General features: G+C 67.0%; 11 protein-coding genes, 1 other RNA gene and 1 pseudogene. 8 read left to right on the top strand and 5 right to left on the bottom strand.

Features of this window, described 5'->3' with window-relative positions:
* Positions 1 to 441: pseudogene (locus tag SP6_RS19270) on the bottom strand (hypothetical protein); the annotation flags it as partial.
* A gap of 135 nt (positions 442 to 576) precedes the next feature.
* On the opposite strand from SP6_RS19270, the gene SP6_RS19265 reads away from it, so the two are divergent.
* From SP6_RS19265 to SP6_RS19250, 4 genes are read left to right on the top strand one after another with little or no spacing between them, the layout of a single operon-like run.
* A complete protein-coding gene (locus SP6_RS19265; protein ID WP_007406933.1) occupies positions 577 to 1,245 on the top strand; it encodes a response regulator in 669 nt (222 codons plus the stop codon).
* Complete coding sequence (locus tag SP6_RS19260; protein ID WP_007406930.1) at positions 1,245 to 2,606, top strand: ATP-binding protein; 1,362 nt, start codon at positions 1,245 to 1,247, stop codon at positions 2,604 to 2,606. The genes SP6_RS19265 and SP6_RS19260 overlap by 1 nt, the downstream gene beginning before the upstream one ends.
* 17 nt (positions 2,607 to 2,623) lie before the next feature.
* Complete coding sequence (treF, locus tag SP6_RS19255) at positions 2,624 to 4,210, top strand: alpha,alpha-trehalase TreF (protein WP_037570057.1); 1,587 nt, start codon at positions 2,624 to 2,626, stop codon at positions 4,208 to 4,210.
* Positions 4,211 to 4,267: 57 nt separating this feature from the next.
* The gene (locus tag SP6_RS19250; RefSeq protein ID WP_007406939.1) at positions 4,268 to 5,551 is read left to right on the top strand and encodes an Hsp70 family protein; all 1,284 of its coding nucleotides are present in this window, start codon (positions 4,268 to 4,270) and stop codon (positions 5,549 to 5,551) included.
* A gap of 39 nt (positions 5,552 to 5,590) precedes the next feature.
* On the opposite strand, the gene SP6_RS19245 is transcribed toward SP6_RS19250, so the two are convergent.
* Together SP6_RS19245 and SP6_RS19240 are read right to left on the bottom strand one after the other, a co-directional pair.
* The gene (locus SP6_RS19245; RefSeq protein WP_007406940.1) at positions 5,591 to 8,002 is read right to left on the bottom strand and encodes a TonB-dependent receptor; all 2,412 of its coding nucleotides are present in this window, start codon (positions 8,000 to 8,002) and stop codon (positions 5,591 to 5,593) included.
* Between the two features lie 286 nt (positions 8,003 to 8,288).
* Positions 8,289 to 10,547 carry an NADP-dependent malic enzyme gene (locus tag SP6_RS19240; RefSeq protein ID WP_007406925.1) on the bottom strand — a complete coding sequence of 753 codons (2,259 nt, stop codon included), beginning with the start codon at positions 10,545 to 10,547 and terminating at the stop codon, positions 8,289 to 8,291.
* A 132-nt stretch (positions 10,548 to 10,679) separates the two neighbouring features.
* Here SP6_RS19240 and SP6_RS19235 point away from each other — a divergent pair, with 132 nt between their 5' ends.
* Genes SP6_RS19235 through mutS form a run of 3 tightly spaced genes read left to right on the top strand, consistent with a single transcriptional unit; the run spans position 10,680 to position 13,720 of the window.
* Entirely contained in the window at positions 10,680 to 10,859 is a 180-nt protein-coding gene (locus SP6_RS19235) for an antitoxin (protein ID WP_007406923.1), read from the top strand.
* The gene (locus tag SP6_RS19230) at positions 10,847 to 11,122 is read left to right on the top strand and encodes a type II toxin-antitoxin system RelE/ParE family toxin (RefSeq protein WP_007406919.1); all 276 of its coding nucleotides are present in this window, start codon (positions 10,847 to 10,849) and stop codon (positions 11,120 to 11,122) included. Before SP6_RS19235 ends, SP6_RS19230 begins: the two co-directional genes overlap by 13 nt.
* Before the next feature lie 27 nt (positions 11,123 to 11,149).
* Complete coding sequence (mutS, locus tag SP6_RS19225; RefSeq protein WP_007406927.1) at positions 11,150 to 13,720, top strand: DNA mismatch repair protein MutS; 2,571 nt, start codon at positions 11,150 to 11,152, stop codon at positions 13,718 to 13,720.
* Positions 13,721 to 14,125: 405 nt separating this feature from the next.
* On the opposite strand, the gene ssrA is transcribed toward mutS, so the two are convergent.
* Positions 14,126 to 14,474, bottom strand: a transfer-messenger RNA (tmRNA) gene (gene ssrA, locus SP6_RS20650).
* Between the two features lie 36 nt (positions 14,475 to 14,510).
* On the opposite strand from ssrA, the gene SP6_RS19220 reads away from it, so the two are divergent.
* Positions 14,511 to 14,942, top strand: coding sequence for an RrF2 family transcriptional regulator (locus SP6_RS19220; protein ID WP_007406932.1), 432 nt, complete (start codon positions 14,511 to 14,513; stop codon positions 14,940 to 14,942).
* 154 nt (positions 14,943 to 15,096) lie between these two features.
* On the opposite strand, the gene mscL is transcribed toward SP6_RS19220, so the two are convergent.
* A complete protein-coding gene (gene mscL / locus SP6_RS19215) occupies positions 15,097 to 15,549 on the bottom strand; it encodes a large conductance mechanosensitive channel protein MscL (protein WP_007406920.1) in 453 nt (150 codons plus the stop codon).
* Positions 15,550 to 15,603: the final 54 nt, after the last annotated feature.

Raw genomic sequence — 15,603 nt, 5'->3', positions numbered from 1 at the left:
CGGGGGCGGCGGACCATCGCCACGCGGGCCGGCACCGGGGCGCGGCGGGGGCGGGCCGACCGGCACGACCGATCCGTTGGGATCGACCAGATACTGGGCGTGCATCACGCCGTCGTCATAACGCCCCTGAACCAACACATTGCTGCCGACCGAGGGCATCGCGTCACGCGACCCCGCCACCATCGCGCGGCCGGTACGGTCCTGCACCACGAAGCGATCGCCGAAGACTTCGGTCACGCGCCCCTTGGCGCTGACGATGCCGCTGGTCGAGGCCAGCTTGGCGATCGCCGTCGGGTTGGTGGGGGCCATGGTCACGGTCGGCCGGGTCATCGAGACGGCGGCGGCGCCACCGCCCGCGCCCAGTGCGATCAGGACTGCGGCCGCAGCAGCCAGCGGGGCCTTGCCCTGAAGGCGGAGATTCGAAACATTCCATCGAGACATTGTCTGAGGCTCCTTGGTTGATGAGCCCCTTCTAGGTGATTCGTCCCGATGCCCGCTGAACCACGCGGTTCAGATTGGGTTTAGGCTTGGGCCGGATAGCCGCATCGTGGGGACAAAGGGGAAGACAGGCACGCCATGCGAATTTTGTTGGTCGAGGACGATCCGGCGCTGGGCCCTGCCATCGCCCGTGCGCTGCGCGCCGAGCATTGCGCGGTCGACCTGTTCGACACCGGCGTGGATGCCGGCCATGCCGGCGACACTGAAATCTATGACGCCGCCGTGCTCGACCTGGGCTTGCCTGATGGCGATGGCATGACCTTGCTGCGCGAATGGCGAGAGGCGGGGCGTGCGCTGCCCGTGCTGATCCTGACCGCGCGCGACGGCTGGTCGGACAAGGTGGCCGGGTTCAAGGCGGGCGCCGATGATTATCTGACCAAGCCCTTCCGCGTCGAGGAACTGGTCATGCGGCTGCGTGCGCTGGTCCGCCGCGCGGCGGGCCATGCCCAGCCGCGTCTGACCTGCGGCCCCCTCTCCTTCGACAGCCAGACCGGGCAGTTCGAACTCGACGGTCTGCCGCTGAAACTCACCGCGTTCGAATGGCGGGTGCTGTCCGCGCTGATGCTGCGCAAGGAGGCGGTGATCCCCCGGCTGGAACTGCTCGAGCGGGTCTATGAGGGCGATGCCGATGTCGATTCCAACAGCCTGGAGGTGATCGTCGGGCGGCTGCGCAAGAAGATCGGCGCCGATCTGATCGAGACGGTGCGCGGCATGGGCTATCGCCTGACCGCCGGGGATGCGGGGTGATGCCGCGATCGATCCGGGGGCGGATGATCCTGATCTCCGCATTGGCCATCCTGTTATCGCTGCTGATCGCCGGCTGGGCTCTGGCGGGCGCACTGGAGGGGTTCGTCACGCGCGGGCTGGACCAGCGGCTCGATTCGGAAATCACCTTGTTGGCCACCGCGATCGACGATCGCGGCGCGGTGGAGCGTTCGCGCATCGCCAAGGTGCGCGGGCTGCTGGAGGCGGAGCCCGGCTGGCGCTGGCAAATCTGCGGCCCCGATGGCGTGCTGGGCTCCACCGATTTTCCGCCCCTCGCCGCCCCGCACCCGCCGGGCCCGGGCCCGATGGAAAGGACGGCACCGCCGCCCCCCGGCCCCCCGCTGCCCGACGCCGCGCCGGATCGGCCGCAGCCGGCCGAGGGTCGGACGGAGCAGGGCGTGCGCGTTCATGCCCGCCAAGTCACCCTGCCGACGCCGCGTGGCCCGGTGACGATCAGCGCCGCCGCCCCGCGCGCCGTGGTGGCTCGCCCGATCCGGGCCGCCTTGTTGCCGCTGCTGGCGATGCTGGCCGGGCTCGGCGTACTGCTGGCCGCCGCCAGCCTGATCCAATTACGGCTGGCGCTGCGCCCCTTGCAGCGACTACGCGACGAGATCGCAGCCATCCGCACGGGCGAGCGGACCCGCGTCGACGAGGAACAGCCCGCCGAGCTGCGGCCCCTTGCCAGTGAACTCAATGCGCTGGCCGCCGATAGCGAGCGTGCGCTGGCCACGGCGCGGACCTCGGCGGCCAATCTGGCGCATGCGCTGAAGACCCCGGTGGCGACGCTCGCGCTCGATCTGGCTGGCGACCCGGCCCGCGCCGCGCAGGTGGCGCGGATCGACAAGACGATCCGCCACCATCTCGCCCGCGCCCGCATCCAGGCGAGCGCGACCCGCGCCATGACGCCCCTCGCGCCGGCGCTCGACGATCTGATGACGGCGATCGGGCGTCTTCATGCCGATCGTGGCCTGACCCTGTCGGCGCAAGGCGCGGACGATCTGGCGGTGGCGATGGACGCGCAGGATCTGGACGAGGTCGCCGGCAATCTGATCGACAATGCCGCCCGCCATGCCCGTGCGATAGTGACCGTCACCGCCACGGCCGAAGGGCGGCAGATCCGGCTGAGCGTCGTCGATGACGGTCCCGGCATTCCCGAAGCCGACCGCCTCCGCGCGACCCAGGCGGGTGCACGGCTGGATGAGCGCGGCAATGGCCATGGCTTTGGCCTGGCCATCGCGCGCGAACTGGCCGAACTCCATGGCGGCCGTTTGATCCTCGACGAAGCGCCCAATGGCGGGTTATCCGCGACCGTACTGCTGCCTCGCGCGGCCAAGACCGGATAGTCAGGAGAAACGCCGTCATGACGTCCCGATGCCCTCGGCTCCGCTCGTTGGCGCTCCTGCCTGCCCTGGCCCTGCTGCTGCAGGCGCAGGCGATGCCGCCCTCACCCGCCGACATCTATGGCCCGCTCTTCGCCGCCGTGCAGGAGGCGCAGGTGTTTCCCGACGGCAAGACCTTCGCCGATGCCGTGCCGCGCGAGAACCCGCAAGCGATCCTGGCCGCCTATCGCCGCGAGGCCCCGCGCGACAAGGCGGCGCTGGCGGCCTTTGTCCGCCGCCATTTCTCGGTCCGGGGCGAGGATGCCAAGGCGAAACCGCCGCTGCGTGCGCGCATCCGCGAGCTGTGGCCCGTCCTGGGCCGCGCGCCCTTTGCCGCGACACCGGGGTCATCTGCATTGGGGCTGGATCGCGGCTATATCGTGCCCGGCGACCGGTTCCAGGAGATTTACTACTGGGACAGCTATTTCACCATGCTGGGGCTGAAGGCCGATGGCCAAGCGCCGCTCATCGAGGCGATGCTGGCCAATTTCGTCGACCTAATCGAACGTTATGGCCATGTCCCCAATGGCACGCGCAGCTACTATCTCAGCCGGTCACAGCCGCCCTTTTTCGCGCTGATGCTCGACCTGTCGGAGAATCGCGATCCGGCGCTGGCGAAGCGGCGGCTGGCCGCGCTGATCCGCGAGCATGATTATTGGATGGCGGGGGCCAAATGCCTCGATGCGAGCGGCGCCTGTCGCCATGTGGTGCGCATGCCCGATGGCAGCTTGCTCAACCGCTATTGGGACGCGCGCGACACGCCGCGCGACGAGAGCTGGCGCGAGGACCGTGCCACCGCCGCCAAGGCTGCACCCCGCCCCGCCACCATCGTCCAGCGCGACCTGCGCGCGGCGGCGGAGTCGGGCTGGGACTTCAGCTCGCGCTGGCTGACCGATCCGATGCGGCTGGAGACGATCCACACCACTGACATCGTGCCGATCGATCTGAACAGCCTGTTGTGGGTCACCGAGACCCGCATCGCCGCCCGCGCCCGTGCGAGTGGCGACAGCGCGACGGCCAGCCGGTTCGAAGGGCTGGCCACCCAGCGAAAGGCGGCGATCGACCGCTATCTCTGGGTGCCAGGGGAGCGCCGCTTCGCCGATTGGGACCGCATCGCCCAGCGTCCAACGCCCGCGCGCACCGCCGCCACCCTGTTCCCGCTCTTCGCCGGCCATGCCAGCCGGGAGCAGGCCCGCGCGGTCGCGGCCATCACACGCGAAACCTTGGTTGGCGAAGGTGGGCTGCGCACCACCGGCATCCGCACCGGCCAGCAATGGGATTCGCCCAATGGCTGGGCGCCGCTGCAATGGGTCGCGGTCGAGGGGCTCGGGCGATACGGCGAACAGGCGTTGGCCAAGGACATCGCCCGCCGCTGGATCGCGACCGTCGCGCGGACTTATGCCGAGACGGGCAAGCTGCTGGAGAAATATGACGTCGAGGAACGCCGGCCGGGCGGTGGCGGGGAATATCCGACGCAGGACGGCTTTGGCTGGACCAACGGCGTGACGGCGGCGATGCTGGATCGTTGGCCGGATCTGACGCCGGCGATGAAAGGCGCGGGGCAATAGATTTTCGCGCGAACAAAAATCCTCCCCGTCGCTCGTACATCGTGTAGCGGACCCCGCATGACCGACACTCCGCACACTATCCTCGGCATCGACTTCGGCACCACCAATTCGGTCATCGCCCGCGCCGACGCCGGCCAATCGCACCTTGTGCCCCTCAAAGGCCCGCGGGGCGCAGACCCCGTCTTCCGCTCGGCGCTGTGCTTCTGGGAAGACGACGGTATCGCGGTCGAGGCCGGTCCCTGGGCGATCGCCGAATATCTCGACTTTCCGGGCGGCAGCCGGTTCATCCAGTCGTTCAAGTCGGTCGCCGCCTCGCCCGTGTTCGAGCACGCCACCGTCTTCGACAAACGCTATCGCTTCGAGGAACTGGGCGGCCGCTTTCTCGAGCGGATGGCGGCGCGCAGCGACGGCGCGCTAAACGGCAAGGCGGCACGGATCGTCGTGGGACGTCCGGTCGAATATGCCGGGCACCGTCCCGACGAAGCACTGGCCCGCCAACGCTATGACGCGATGTTCGCGCGGCTGGGGGCGGAGATCCACTATGTCTATGAACCGCTGGGCGCGGCCTTCAGCTATGCCTCGCGCATCACCGAGCCCGCGACCGTGCTGGTCGCCGATTTCGGCGGCGGCACCAGCGACTTCTCAGTCGTGCGCATCGCCGCCCCCGGCGCGGTGCGGCGGTGCGAGCCGCTGGGCCATGCCGGTGTCGGCATTGCCGGCGATCGGTTTGACCAGAGGCTGATCGATCACCTCGTCCTGCCGCTGCTCGGCGCGGGCGGGCGCTATCGCTCGTTCGACAAGATACTGGAGATTCCGCGTGGCTATTTCGCCGATTTCGGCGACTGGTCACGCCTCGCCCTGATGCGCAACCGCAAGACGCTGGCCGAACTGGAGAAGCTGCGCCGCGCCGCGCTCGACCCCGACGCCATCGGTCGGATGATCGCGATCATCGAGGAGGAACAGGGATATCGCCTCTACGACGCGGTCGGCCGGGTGAAGCGGGACCTGTCGGCGGCGGAAGAGGCGCGCTTCCGCTTCGAGGGCGGCGGCCTGTCGATCGAAGCGGATGTAAAACGCGCCGATTTCGAGAACTGGATCGCCCCCGACCTCGCCCGGATCGAGCAGGCGGTGGACCGGGCACTGACGGCGGCGGCGACCGAAGCGGATGCGATCGACCGGGTCTTCCTGACCGGCGGCACCTCGCTGATGCCCGCGATCCGGCGGATGTTCGAGGCGCGCTTTGGAGGTGAGAAGATCGCGACCGGCGGCGAACTCACCTCGATCGCGCATGGCCTGGCGCTGATCGGCGAGCAGCCCGATATCGCAGCCTGGGCGGTGTGAAGAGGCGGACGGCCACAGCCGCCCGCCCTTCCCGATGGCTTAGAAGCCCTTCTTCAACGTCACGAACCACTGGCGCGGCGCGCCGGTCAGCAGCGTCTGGAACGTGCCCTGCGGATCGCTGGCGACGAAGCCACCGGTGCCGACCGTCGCGATATAACGCTTGTCGGTCAGGTTGGTCACGCTGCCCTCGATCGAGAAGCCGCCCCATTCCGCCGGGAAGCGATAGCCGATACTGGCATCGACCAGCACGCGCCCGTCGACCGACTGGTCGTTCAGATAGGTGTAGTAGCGCTTCGACATATAGTCGGCACCGACCCGACCGAAGACGCGGCTGTCGTCATAGACCAGTTCGCCCTTTACCATGTCCTGCGGCTGGCCGACCACATAGCGGCCCTTTTCGGAGAGCAGATTGCCCTGACCGTCGCGCACCGTCTGCTGATAGGTCGCATGGTTGTAGGAATAGCTGGCCAGCGCCGACAAGGCCGGAGTCACGCGGTAGAAGGCGGACAGTTCCGCGCCATAGCTTTCCACGCCGCCGACATTGTTCAGCGTCGGCGGAATGCCCTGGATCGCGGTGCCGATCGAATAGGTCAGCAGACGGTCGGAGAAGTCGATATAATAACCGACCGCCGATAGCTGCAGACCGCCGGCACGTACGCGCACGCCGCCCTCGGCCGTCTTCGACTTTTCGGGGCGCACGGTGTTGGCCACGCTGTTGAACGCCACCTGGGTGATCGAGAAGGGCGGCGCGGTCGCGGCGGCGATGAAGGCGCGCATATTCTCGGTATAGCTGGCGAAGATTTCCGCCTGGTTGCCCAGGTGGAGCACCGCGCCGACCTGCGGCAGGAACCAGTCCTCGCTCTGAATCTTGCCGCGCGCTAGTGAGCCCGCCAGCACATTGGCCTGGTTGCGGACACGCACGCCCTTCCACCCGCCGTTGAGCGTCAACTGGCCGATATCGACCGTGTCGCCGATCGAATATTGCAGCGTCTCGGTATCATATTTGCCGTTCCACACGGTCGCCATCGGATTGCTCTGGTAATCCAGCGCGTTGCGATTGGGCGTCGCGGTGTCGGTCATGCCATAGAGGCGGCGCGCCTGGTGGAGCGTGTTGCTCTCATACCAGCCGGTCAGCTCCAGCTTGTTGATGCCGGTGGTCAGGGCCAGCTTGGCGATGGTGCCAGCCCGGTCCAGGCTATATTCGGTCGTGCGGAACGACAGCGGTGCCGGATTGGTGATCGGCGTGCCATCGGCATTGGGGGCGCCGACCGTGGTCGCGGTATAGGGGGTGATCCACGATCCCTGCCCCTTGTTGTGATGATAGTAGCTGGTCGAGGTCAGCGACAGATTGTCGGTCAGCTTGGCATCAAAGATGATCCCGCCCAGATAATCGCGGCGCAAACCGGCGGCGTCATAATAGCCGTCGTCCAGCGTCACATTCTGGGGGAAGGACAAGCCCACGCCCGCATAAGGCGCCGAAAAGCCGTTTAGCGACCCATTGGCCTGCTGATAGGCGGCGGCGGCATATTGGTTGTTGGCGATCTTGGCCAGGCGAACGGCCAGCGGATAATCGTTGCTGATATTGTCGTTATAATAGCCGCGCCGCTTGATGATATCGAGGCTCAGGTCCTGATAGTCGTTCTCGCGCCGGTCGGAGAAGTTGAAGAAACCGGTGATCGAACCGCGATCGCCGAAATCCTTGACGATCTTGGCATTGGCCTGATGCTGGCGCTGCGAGCCGAAGCCCTTCCACTTGTCGGTGGTGAGATAGCCATAGCTCAGATAGCCCTTCAACCCACCGCCCAGATCACCGCTGTCAACGCGGACGAAGGCGCGGACGGTATCGTTGCTGCCATAGGTGCCCGAGGCGGCGATGCCCGCGGTGTCGGACGGCGCGCGGCTGGTGAACTGGATGGTACCGCCCAGATTGCTGGTCGAGGCGGTGCCCAGCGCGCCGGCACCCTGCGCCACGCTGGTCGAGGCGATATTCTCGGAGATAATCGCGCGGCTGATATGCAGGCCGTTGGTCGGGCCATAGCTCATATCACCGAGCGGCACGCCGTCGAGCGTAAAACCGAGCTGGTTCTGGCTGAACCCGCGCAGGCTGATGCTGGTCGACCATTCATAGGCGCCGAAGGGATCGGCGGACTGGAAATTGACGCCGGGCAGCTTGGAGATCGCCTTGAGTGGCGAGGTGCCGGGAGTCAGCCGGTCGAGATCGGCGGCGGTAACTGTCTGGACCTGGCGGCTCTGGCCGAAGCCCAGCACGACGACATCGCCCGAGGCGTTCGCCTGATCCGCGTCGGTCGGGGCGGGATCGGTCGGAGCGGGATCGGTCGGAGCGGGATCGACCGCGGCCCCCGTGACGGCGACCTGCGCCGGCAGGGTCTGCGCCGACGCGCCGGATGCGATCAGTGCGAGCGGCGCGACACCGATCAAAAACTTCACCATAAACTTGGCCCCCAAATGGCTCGTTAACCCAATGGGCCGGGCGCATGGGGCCAGCGCATGACACCGTGGCGACAGCGTAATGACCGGATTGTGACGGCGTAGTGTTGTGGCTTTGGGAACACGATCCTTCCCAGCACGGGGCGGTGGCAGGGCGACGCCCCAACGGACGGGGGGCTTTCATAGAGTATGCCCTTCGCTGCGCGCGCCCTTCCCTTGCAGGGGAGGAATGAAAAAGGGCCGGACAGCCTGATGCTGCCCGGCCCCCTTTCCTACAATCCGGCCGAAATCAGCGCGCGATACCGCCCGCCGCCAGCACCGCCAGCGTCACCAAATCGCCGGCGGTCGAGGTCATCGGTGCGATCTGCACCGGCTTTTCCATGCCGATCAGCATCGGCCCGATCATGCTGTCACCGCCCAGCTCGCGCAGCAGCTTGGCCGAGATATTGGCCGACTGAAGCCCCGGCATGATGAGGACGTTCGCCGGCCCCGACAGGCGCGAGAAGGGGAAGTTCGCCATCTGCTTGGGGTTCAGCGCGACGTCGGGGGCCATGTCGCCTTCATATTCGAAGCCGACCTGCCGCTTGTCGAGCGCGGCCACGCCGTCGCGGACATTGTCGATCCACTGGCCTTCGGGATTGCCGAAGGTGGAGTAGGACAGGAACGCCACACGCGGCTCATGCCCCATGCGGCGGGCGACGGCGGCGGTGCGCTCGGCGATGTCGGCCAGTTCCTCGCCCGAGGGACGCTCGTTGACCGTGGTGTCGGCGATGAAGACCGTGTGGCTCTGCCCGACAAGCAGATGGATGCCGAACGGCACCTTGCCATCGACCGGATCGATGACCCGGCGGATCTCGCGGAAGCTTTGCGCATAGGTGCGGGTGATGCCAGTGATCATCGCATCGGCCTGCCCCAGTTGCAGCATTACCGAGCCGAAGATGTTGCGGTCCTGGTTGATCAGTCGCTCGGCATCACGCTTGAGATAGCCGCGCCGCTGCAGCCGCTCGTAGAGGAAGTCCACCATCTGGGGCACCATCTCCGAGGTGCGGCTGTTATGGACTTCATATTCCTGCGGATTGGTGACACCCAGCGCCTTCAACCGGTCATAGACATCGTCGCGGCCGACCAGCACCGGCGTGCCATAGCCCCCTTCCTTGAAGGCGATGGCGGCGCGCAGCACGACTTCCTCTTCGCCCTCGGCGAACAGCACGCGCTTCGGGTGCGCACGCGCGCCTTCATAGGCGAGCGTCAGCACCGAGGTGGTCGGATTCAGGCGCGCGCGCAGCTTCTGGCGATAGGCGTCCATGTCGAGGATCGGGCGCGTCGCCACACCCGAATCCATCGCCGCCTTGGCCACGGCCGAGGGGACCAGCTCCATCAGGCGCGGGTCGAAGGGGGCGGGAATGATATATTCGGGGCCGAATGTGTGCTGCGTGCCGTACGCCAGCGCCACTTCCTCCGGCACGCGCTGGCGCGCCAGTTCGGCGATCGCATTGGCGGCGGCGATCTTCATCTCGTCATTGATCCCGGTCGCGCGCACGTCGAGCGCACCGCGGAAGATGAAGGGGAAGCCGATGACGTTGTTGACCTGGTTCGGATAGTCCGACCGGCCCGTCGCGACGATCGCGTCGGGGCGCGCGGCCTTGGCGAGTTCGGGGCGGATTTCCGGCTCCGGATTGGCCATCGCGAAGATGATCGGCGACGGCGCCATATCCTTGACCATCTCGGGCTTCAGCGCACCCGCCGCCGACAGCCCCAGGAACACGTCCGCACCCGACAGCGCCTCGGTCAGGGTGCGGCGGTCGGTGGCGGCGGCGTGGGCCGACTGCCACTGGTTGATGTCCTCGCGGCCCTGATAGATCACGCCGGTGCGGTCGCACATGATGACGTTTTCGTGCCGGACGCCCATCGCCTTCATCAGCTCGGTGCAGGCGATCGCCGCCGCGCCGGCGCCGTTGACCACGACCTTGATCTCGTCCAGCCGCCGCTTGGTCAGCAGACAGGCATTGATGAGACCCGCCGCGCAGATGATCGCGGTGCCATGCTGGTCGTCATGGAAGACCGGGATGTTCATCCGCTCACGCAGCGTCTGCTCGATGATGAAGCATTCGGGCGCCTTGATGTCTTCCAAGTTGATGCCGCCGAAGCTTGGCTCCATCAGCTCGATCGCGTCGATCATCCGATCGACATCCTCGGTCTTCAACTCGATATCGATCGAGTCGACATCGGCGAAGCGCTTGAAGAGCACCGCCTTGCCCTCCATCACCGGCTTGGACGCCAGCGCGCCGAGATTGCCCAGGCCCAGGATCGCGGTGCCGTTGGAGATGACCGCGACCAGATTGCCCTTGGCGGTATAGTCGTACGCCGTGGCGGGATCGTCGGCGATGGCCAGCACCGGCACCGCGACGCCGGGCGAATAAGCGAGCGCCAGATCGCGCTGCGTCGCCATCGGCTTGGACGCGATGATCTCGATCTTGCCGGGCCGTCCCTCGGAATGGAACAACAGGGCCTCGCGCTCGGAGAACTGGTCGGTCGGTTCGTCGGACATGCGCGCGGCCTTCGATGCTGTGAATACAAGGACGCTACGGCTCTTGAAGCTTTCGCGCACGGCTGACAACCCTGTCACGCGGGAGTTTTGCCGCCCTAGGCAAGCCGAGCCATCAGCCGTATAAGTTGCGCTATGGAGCATGAGCCCGGCATTTTCGAGCAGCGTGACGAGGCGGCGGAACTGGCCGCCGACGAACGCGCACGGGCCGATTTCAAGGCGGGCCGTTTCGTAAGCCATGAGAAGATGGCCGAATGGCTGAAGACCTGGGGCACCCCCGATCGCAAGCCCCTGCCCCCCGAATGGCTCAAATAAGCTGGTCGGTTCAGGCCTCGCTCCAACTCGCCGCGATCGTCGATTATATAGAGCAGTTCGATCCCGACGCCGCCCGGCGCTTGGGTGACAGGCTGATCGACGTCGCCGAATCCTTGCGGCAATTCCCGGATCGCGGCAGGCCCATTTCCCATGGCCGCCGCGAGATGGTGACGGTTCGCCCCTATGTCCTGCGCTATGAGCATGACGGCGAGACCGTCCTGATCCTCGGCATTCGCCACGCCGCCCAACTTTCCGACGATTGAAGAAGCCCCATGACCACCCCCACCCCGATGATGGCGCAATATCTGACGCTGAAGGCCGAGGCCGAGGATTGCCTGCTCTTCTACCGGATGGGCGATTTCTTCGAACTGTTCTTCGACGATGCGCGCATCGCATCGGGCGTGCTCGACATCGCATTGACCTCGCGCGGGGAGCATGGCGGCGAGAAGATTCCGATGTGCGGCGTGCCCGTCCATGCCGCGACCGCCTATCTCCAGCGCCTCATCAAGGCCGGGCACCGCGTCGCCATCGCCGAACAGACCGAGACGCCAGCCGAGGCCAAAGCGCGCGGCGGCTCCAAGGCGCTGGTATCACGCGGGATCGTGCGGGTGGTGACGGCGGGCACGCTGACCGAAGAGGCGCTGCTCGACGCCAAGTCCGACAACTGGTGCGTCGCGATCGGCGAGGCGGGCGGCGCGGTGGCACTGGCAGCAGCGGATATCTCGACCGGGCGGTTCGTGGTGATCGATGTGAAGGCCGACGCGCTGGGGGCCGAACTCGCCCGCCTCGCCGCCGCCGAGGTGGTCGCCGCCGAGAATGCCGCCCATGCCGAAGCGGCGACGACATTGCGCCCCTCTGCGACCTTCGACAGTGGCAGCGGCGAGGACCGGCTGAAGCGGCTGTACGGCGTCGCGACGCTGGACGGGTTCGGCCAGTTCAGCCGGGCGGGTCTGTCGGCGGCCGGCGGGTTGGTCGCCTATCTTGATCATACCGCCAAGGGTGCCCTGCCCTTCCTGCGCCCGCCGGTCCTTTGCCAAGCCGCTGGTGCGATGGCGATCGACGCAGCGACGCGCGAGAGCCTGGAGCTGACCCAGACCGCGAGCGGCCAGCGCAAGGGTTCGTTGCTCGATGCGGTGGACCGCACGGTGACGGGGGCGGGCGGGCGCGCGCTGGCGGGCGACATCGGTGCGCCACTGATGGACCGCGATGCGATCGAGGCGCGGCTCGATCTGGTGCAGCATTTCCATGACGATGCCGCGCTTCGCGAGCGATCGCGCGCGGCGCTGCGGGCGCTCCCCGACATCGGTCGCGCCATCGGGCGGATCGCGGCGGGGCGCGGCTCTCCCCGCGATCTGGGGCAGTTGCGCGACGGGCTCGACGGGGCTTGGACGCTGTCCGAGCAACTGGCCGATGGCCCGCCTTTGCTGCGCGAGACGACGCCCCGCCTGCGCGGGCATGGCGAACTGATCGACCTGCTCCGCCGCGCGCTGGTTCCTTCACCCCCGATCGAGGCGAGCGAGGGGGGCTATATCGCGGCGGGCTATGACGTGGCGCTCGACGATCTGCGCGATGCGGGCGCGGGCGGACGCCGCGCCATCGCCGCGCTGGAGGCCGAGTTCCGTCAAAAGACCGGTATCACCGCGCTGAAGATCCGCCATAATGGCGTGCTCGGCTATCATGTCGAGGTGCCCGCGCGCTCGGCCGATGCGCTGATGAAGCCGGATTCGGGTTTCACCCATCGCCAGACGCTGGCAGGCGTGGTCCGCTTCAACACCCCCGAACTGCACGAGGTCGCCAGCAAGGTGGCACAGGCCGGCGCCCATGCGCTCGCCGCCGAGGCCGCGCATCTGGAGGAGCTGACCGCCGCCGCGCTGGCCTCGCGCGAAAGCATCGCGGCGACGGCCGACGCGCTGGCCCGGCTTGACGTAGCGATTGGCCTCGCCGAACGCGCGGTCGAGGGCGGCTGGGTGCGGCCCGAACTGGTCGATCACGCCTGTTTCGAGGTGACGGGCGGTCGCCATCCAGTGGTCGAGGCCGCCGTGGCACGCTCGGGCGAGCGGTTCGTCGCCAATGACTGCCAATTGTCGGAGACGTCGCGGCTCTGGCTGGTCACCGGCCCCAATATGGGTGGTAAGTCGACCTTCCTGCGCCAAAATGCGCTGATCGCGGTGCTGGCGCAGGCCGGGTCCTATGTGCCCGCCACCCATGCCAAGATCGGGCTGGTCGATCGCCTGTTCAGCCGCGTCGGCGCCTCGGACAATCTTGCGCGGGGCCGCTCGACCTTCATGGTCGAGATGGTCGAGACCGCCGCGATCCTGGCGCAGGCGACGCCGCGCAGCTTCGTCATCCTCGACGAAGTGGGGCGCGGCACCTCGACCTATGACGGCCTCGCCATCGCCTGGGCGGTGGTAGAGGCGATCCATGAGGATAATCGCTGCCGCTGCCTGTTCGCGACGCACTATCACGAACTGACCCGGCTGGCCGAGCGGTGCGAGGCGCTGTCGCTCCACCATGTCCGTGCGCGCGAGTGGAAGGGCGAACTGGTCCTGCTGCACGAGGTCAGCGAGGGACCGGCGGATCGCTCCTATGGCCTGGCGGTGGCGCGGCTGGCGGGGATGCCGCCGACGACCGTCGCGCGCGCCAAGGCGGTGCTCGCCAAGCTGGAGGCGGGACGCGCCAAGACCGGCGGGCTGGCGGCGGGGCTGGACGACCTGCCCCTCTTCGCCGCCGCCGCGCAGATCGAAGAGGAGCAATGCGACGCGATCCGGGCAGAGGTTGAGAAGCTCGACGTCGACGCGCTCTCGCCGCGTGAGGCGCTGGATGCGCTGTACAAGCTGAAGGCGCTGGCGCGGGAGGGCTGATCGCCCTCTTCTGGCAGCCCAACATACTCTTCCACCCCGGCGGAGGCCGGGGTCCAGTACTGAGTTCTCAAGCGGGTGCCGTTGCCTCCCCCCGCCGTCTTAGCGCGCCACCAGCCTGGTAGAGTCTGGGCCCCGGCCTGCGCCGGGGTCGAGGAAGGGGAAACTTTCCCACTCTCCCTTCAGCCTGAGCGAAGTCGAAGGCAACGCCCCTCGCCTCGCCGCAAGCGCAGCCCGTGCACTTCGACTTCGCTCAGTGCGAACGGAGGGTTAGGAGAGTGGTAGCGACTGCGGGTGAGCAATTTAAGGGCCCGCCGCCGTTCAGGCTGAGCGAGTTCCACACCCAACCTTCAAAACCACAATGAGGTAAGTGGGGAGCTTCTGTTGCCCGGTGCTCCCCGTACCGCTGGAATCCCCTTCTGTTGCCCGGTGGGGTCCGACCGCGCTATTTTGGTGTAATGTCAGGCCGTGAGGCCCTCAATTACGCCGCAATCGCGAGTGCTTCGTTATCGTTGGCACTTGTGGTTATGGGCCGTTGCGGTGGTCCCATTCCGAACGAAAACAGCGCTTTTCAACACACGTCGATCCTGGTTCGGCCCCGTCAGAAACGGTGTCCAGATACACCACCTTTTATGGTGGAGCCGCCGGGTACTGCCCCCGGGTCCGCTGCGTCTATTACTCGCCGCAGTTTATCGTCATAGCCGGGTGAAACCCGGCAAGGACGGATATAGGAAGCCTCGCGCTTTTACGCAAATGCCTTTCGCTCGCCGCATTTTGGGTCCATGGGAGCCGCATGTTGACCCAGCGGTCCCGTTATGCGCTGCGCGCGATGCTGTTCCTGGCGGAGATGCCGCCTGCCGGTCCGCCGACCTCGATGACGCGCATCGCGACCGAGGCCAATGTGCCGCGCAAGTTCCTGGAACTGATCCTCGCCGATCTGAAGGGTGCGCAATTGCTGGACAGTCAGCGGGGCAAGATGGGCGGCTATCGCCTTGCCCGCGCGGCGCATCTGATCTCGCTGGGCGACATCATCCGCACGATCGAGGGGCCGCTCGCGCTGGTCCCCTGCGTCAGCCGAACCGCTTACCGCCCGTGCAACGACTGCAAGAGCGAGGCCGACTGCGCCATCCGCCATGCGATGATGCGGGTGCGCGATGAGACCGCACGGATTCTCGACGGCACCAGCCTGGCGGATGCCACCGCCAAGAAACTGGCGGCGGCGTAACCACCCCGCCCTGCCGTACCACCCCGGCAAAGGCCGGGGTCCCGTTGCCGCGAATGGGCGAAGGCGGGAAGAAGCCGCCCCCCACGGGACGTTACGACGCACCACCGGCTTGGTGGTATCTGGGGCCCGGCCTTCGCCGGGGTGAGGTGATAAATTAAGGACGACGCGCGCGCAGTTCGTCGCGAATCTCCCGCAGCAGCGCGATATCGGTCGGCTCGGCCTTGGGCTCCTCCGCCGCCTTGGCCTTTTCCTTCTCGAACAGGGTCGTCGCGCGGTTCACCGTGCGGACCAGCAGGAAGATGATGAAGGCGACGATCACGAAATTGACCGCCTGGGTCACAAACGCGCCGTACCCCAGCAGCGGCACCCCCGCCTTCTTCAGCGCGGCATAGTCGCTCAGCGACCCCGTATAGCTCGCCGGCACCGGCCCCATGCGCAGGAAATAGCTGGAAAAATCCAGCCCGCCGAAAACCTTGCCGATCACCGGCATCAGCACATCGTCGGTCAGCGACGTCACGATCTTGCTGAACGCCGCCCCGATGATCACCGCCACCGCCAGGTCCAGCACATTGCCCCGCGCGATGAAGGCACGAAATTCCTTGAGCATCGCCAACTCCCTCAATTCGATGCCCTTTACGCTATCGTCGCTTTTGCCCTTCGC

It is taken from the genome of Sphingomonas paucimobilis NBRC 13935 (assembly GCF_000739895.2).
In the GTDB taxonomy this organism is placed as follows: domain Bacteria; phylum Pseudomonadota; class Alphaproteobacteria; order Sphingomonadales; family Sphingomonadaceae; genus Sphingomonas; species Sphingomonas paucimobilis.
The sequence above is the reverse complement of the archived record's forward strand: the minus strand, read 5'-3'. Positions and strand labels throughout refer to the sequence as shown.

Excerpts from the sequence above, each read along its gene's own strand:
- SP6_RS19265 (WP_007406933.1), top strand. The coding sequence starts at position 577 with ATGCGAATTTTGTTGGTCGAGGACGATCCGGCGCTGGGCCCTGCCATC.
- SP6_RS19260 (WP_007406930.1), top strand. The coding sequence starts at position 1,245 with ATGCCGCGATCGATCCGGGGGCGGATGATCCTGATCTCCGCATTGGCC.
- treF (WP_037570057.1), top strand. The coding sequence starts at position 2,624 with ATGACGTCCCGATGCCCTCGGCTCCGCTCGTTGGCGCTCCTGCCTGCC.
- SP6_RS19250 (WP_007406939.1), top strand. The coding sequence starts at position 4,268 with ATGACCGACACTCCGCACACTATCCTCGGCATCGACTTCGGCACCACC.
- SP6_RS19245 (WP_007406940.1), bottom strand. The coding sequence starts at position 8,002 with ATGGTGAAGTTTTTGATCGGTGTCGCGCCGCTCGCACTGATCGCATCC.
- SP6_RS19240 (WP_007406925.1), bottom strand. The coding sequence starts at position 10,547 with ATGTCCGACGAACCGACCGACCAGTTCTCCGAGCGCGAGGCCCTGTTG.
- SP6_RS19235 (WP_007406923.1), top strand. The coding sequence starts at position 10,680 with ATGGAGCATGAGCCCGGCATTTTCGAGCAGCGTGACGAGGCGGCGGAA.
- SP6_RS19230 (WP_007406919.1), top strand. The coding sequence starts at position 10,847 with ATGGCTCAAATAAGCTGGTCGGTTCAGGCCTCGCTCCAACTCGCCGCG.
- mutS (WP_007406927.1), top strand. The coding sequence starts at position 11,150 with ATGATGGCGCAATATCTGACGCTGAAGGCCGAGGCCGAGGATTGCCTG.
- SP6_RS19220 (WP_007406932.1), top strand. The coding sequence starts at position 14,511 with ATGTTGACCCAGCGGTCCCGTTATGCGCTGCGCGCGATGCTGTTCCTG.
- mscL (WP_007406920.1), bottom strand. The coding sequence starts at position 15,549 with ATGCTCAAGGAATTTCGTGCCTTCATCGCGCGGGGCAATGTGCTGGAC.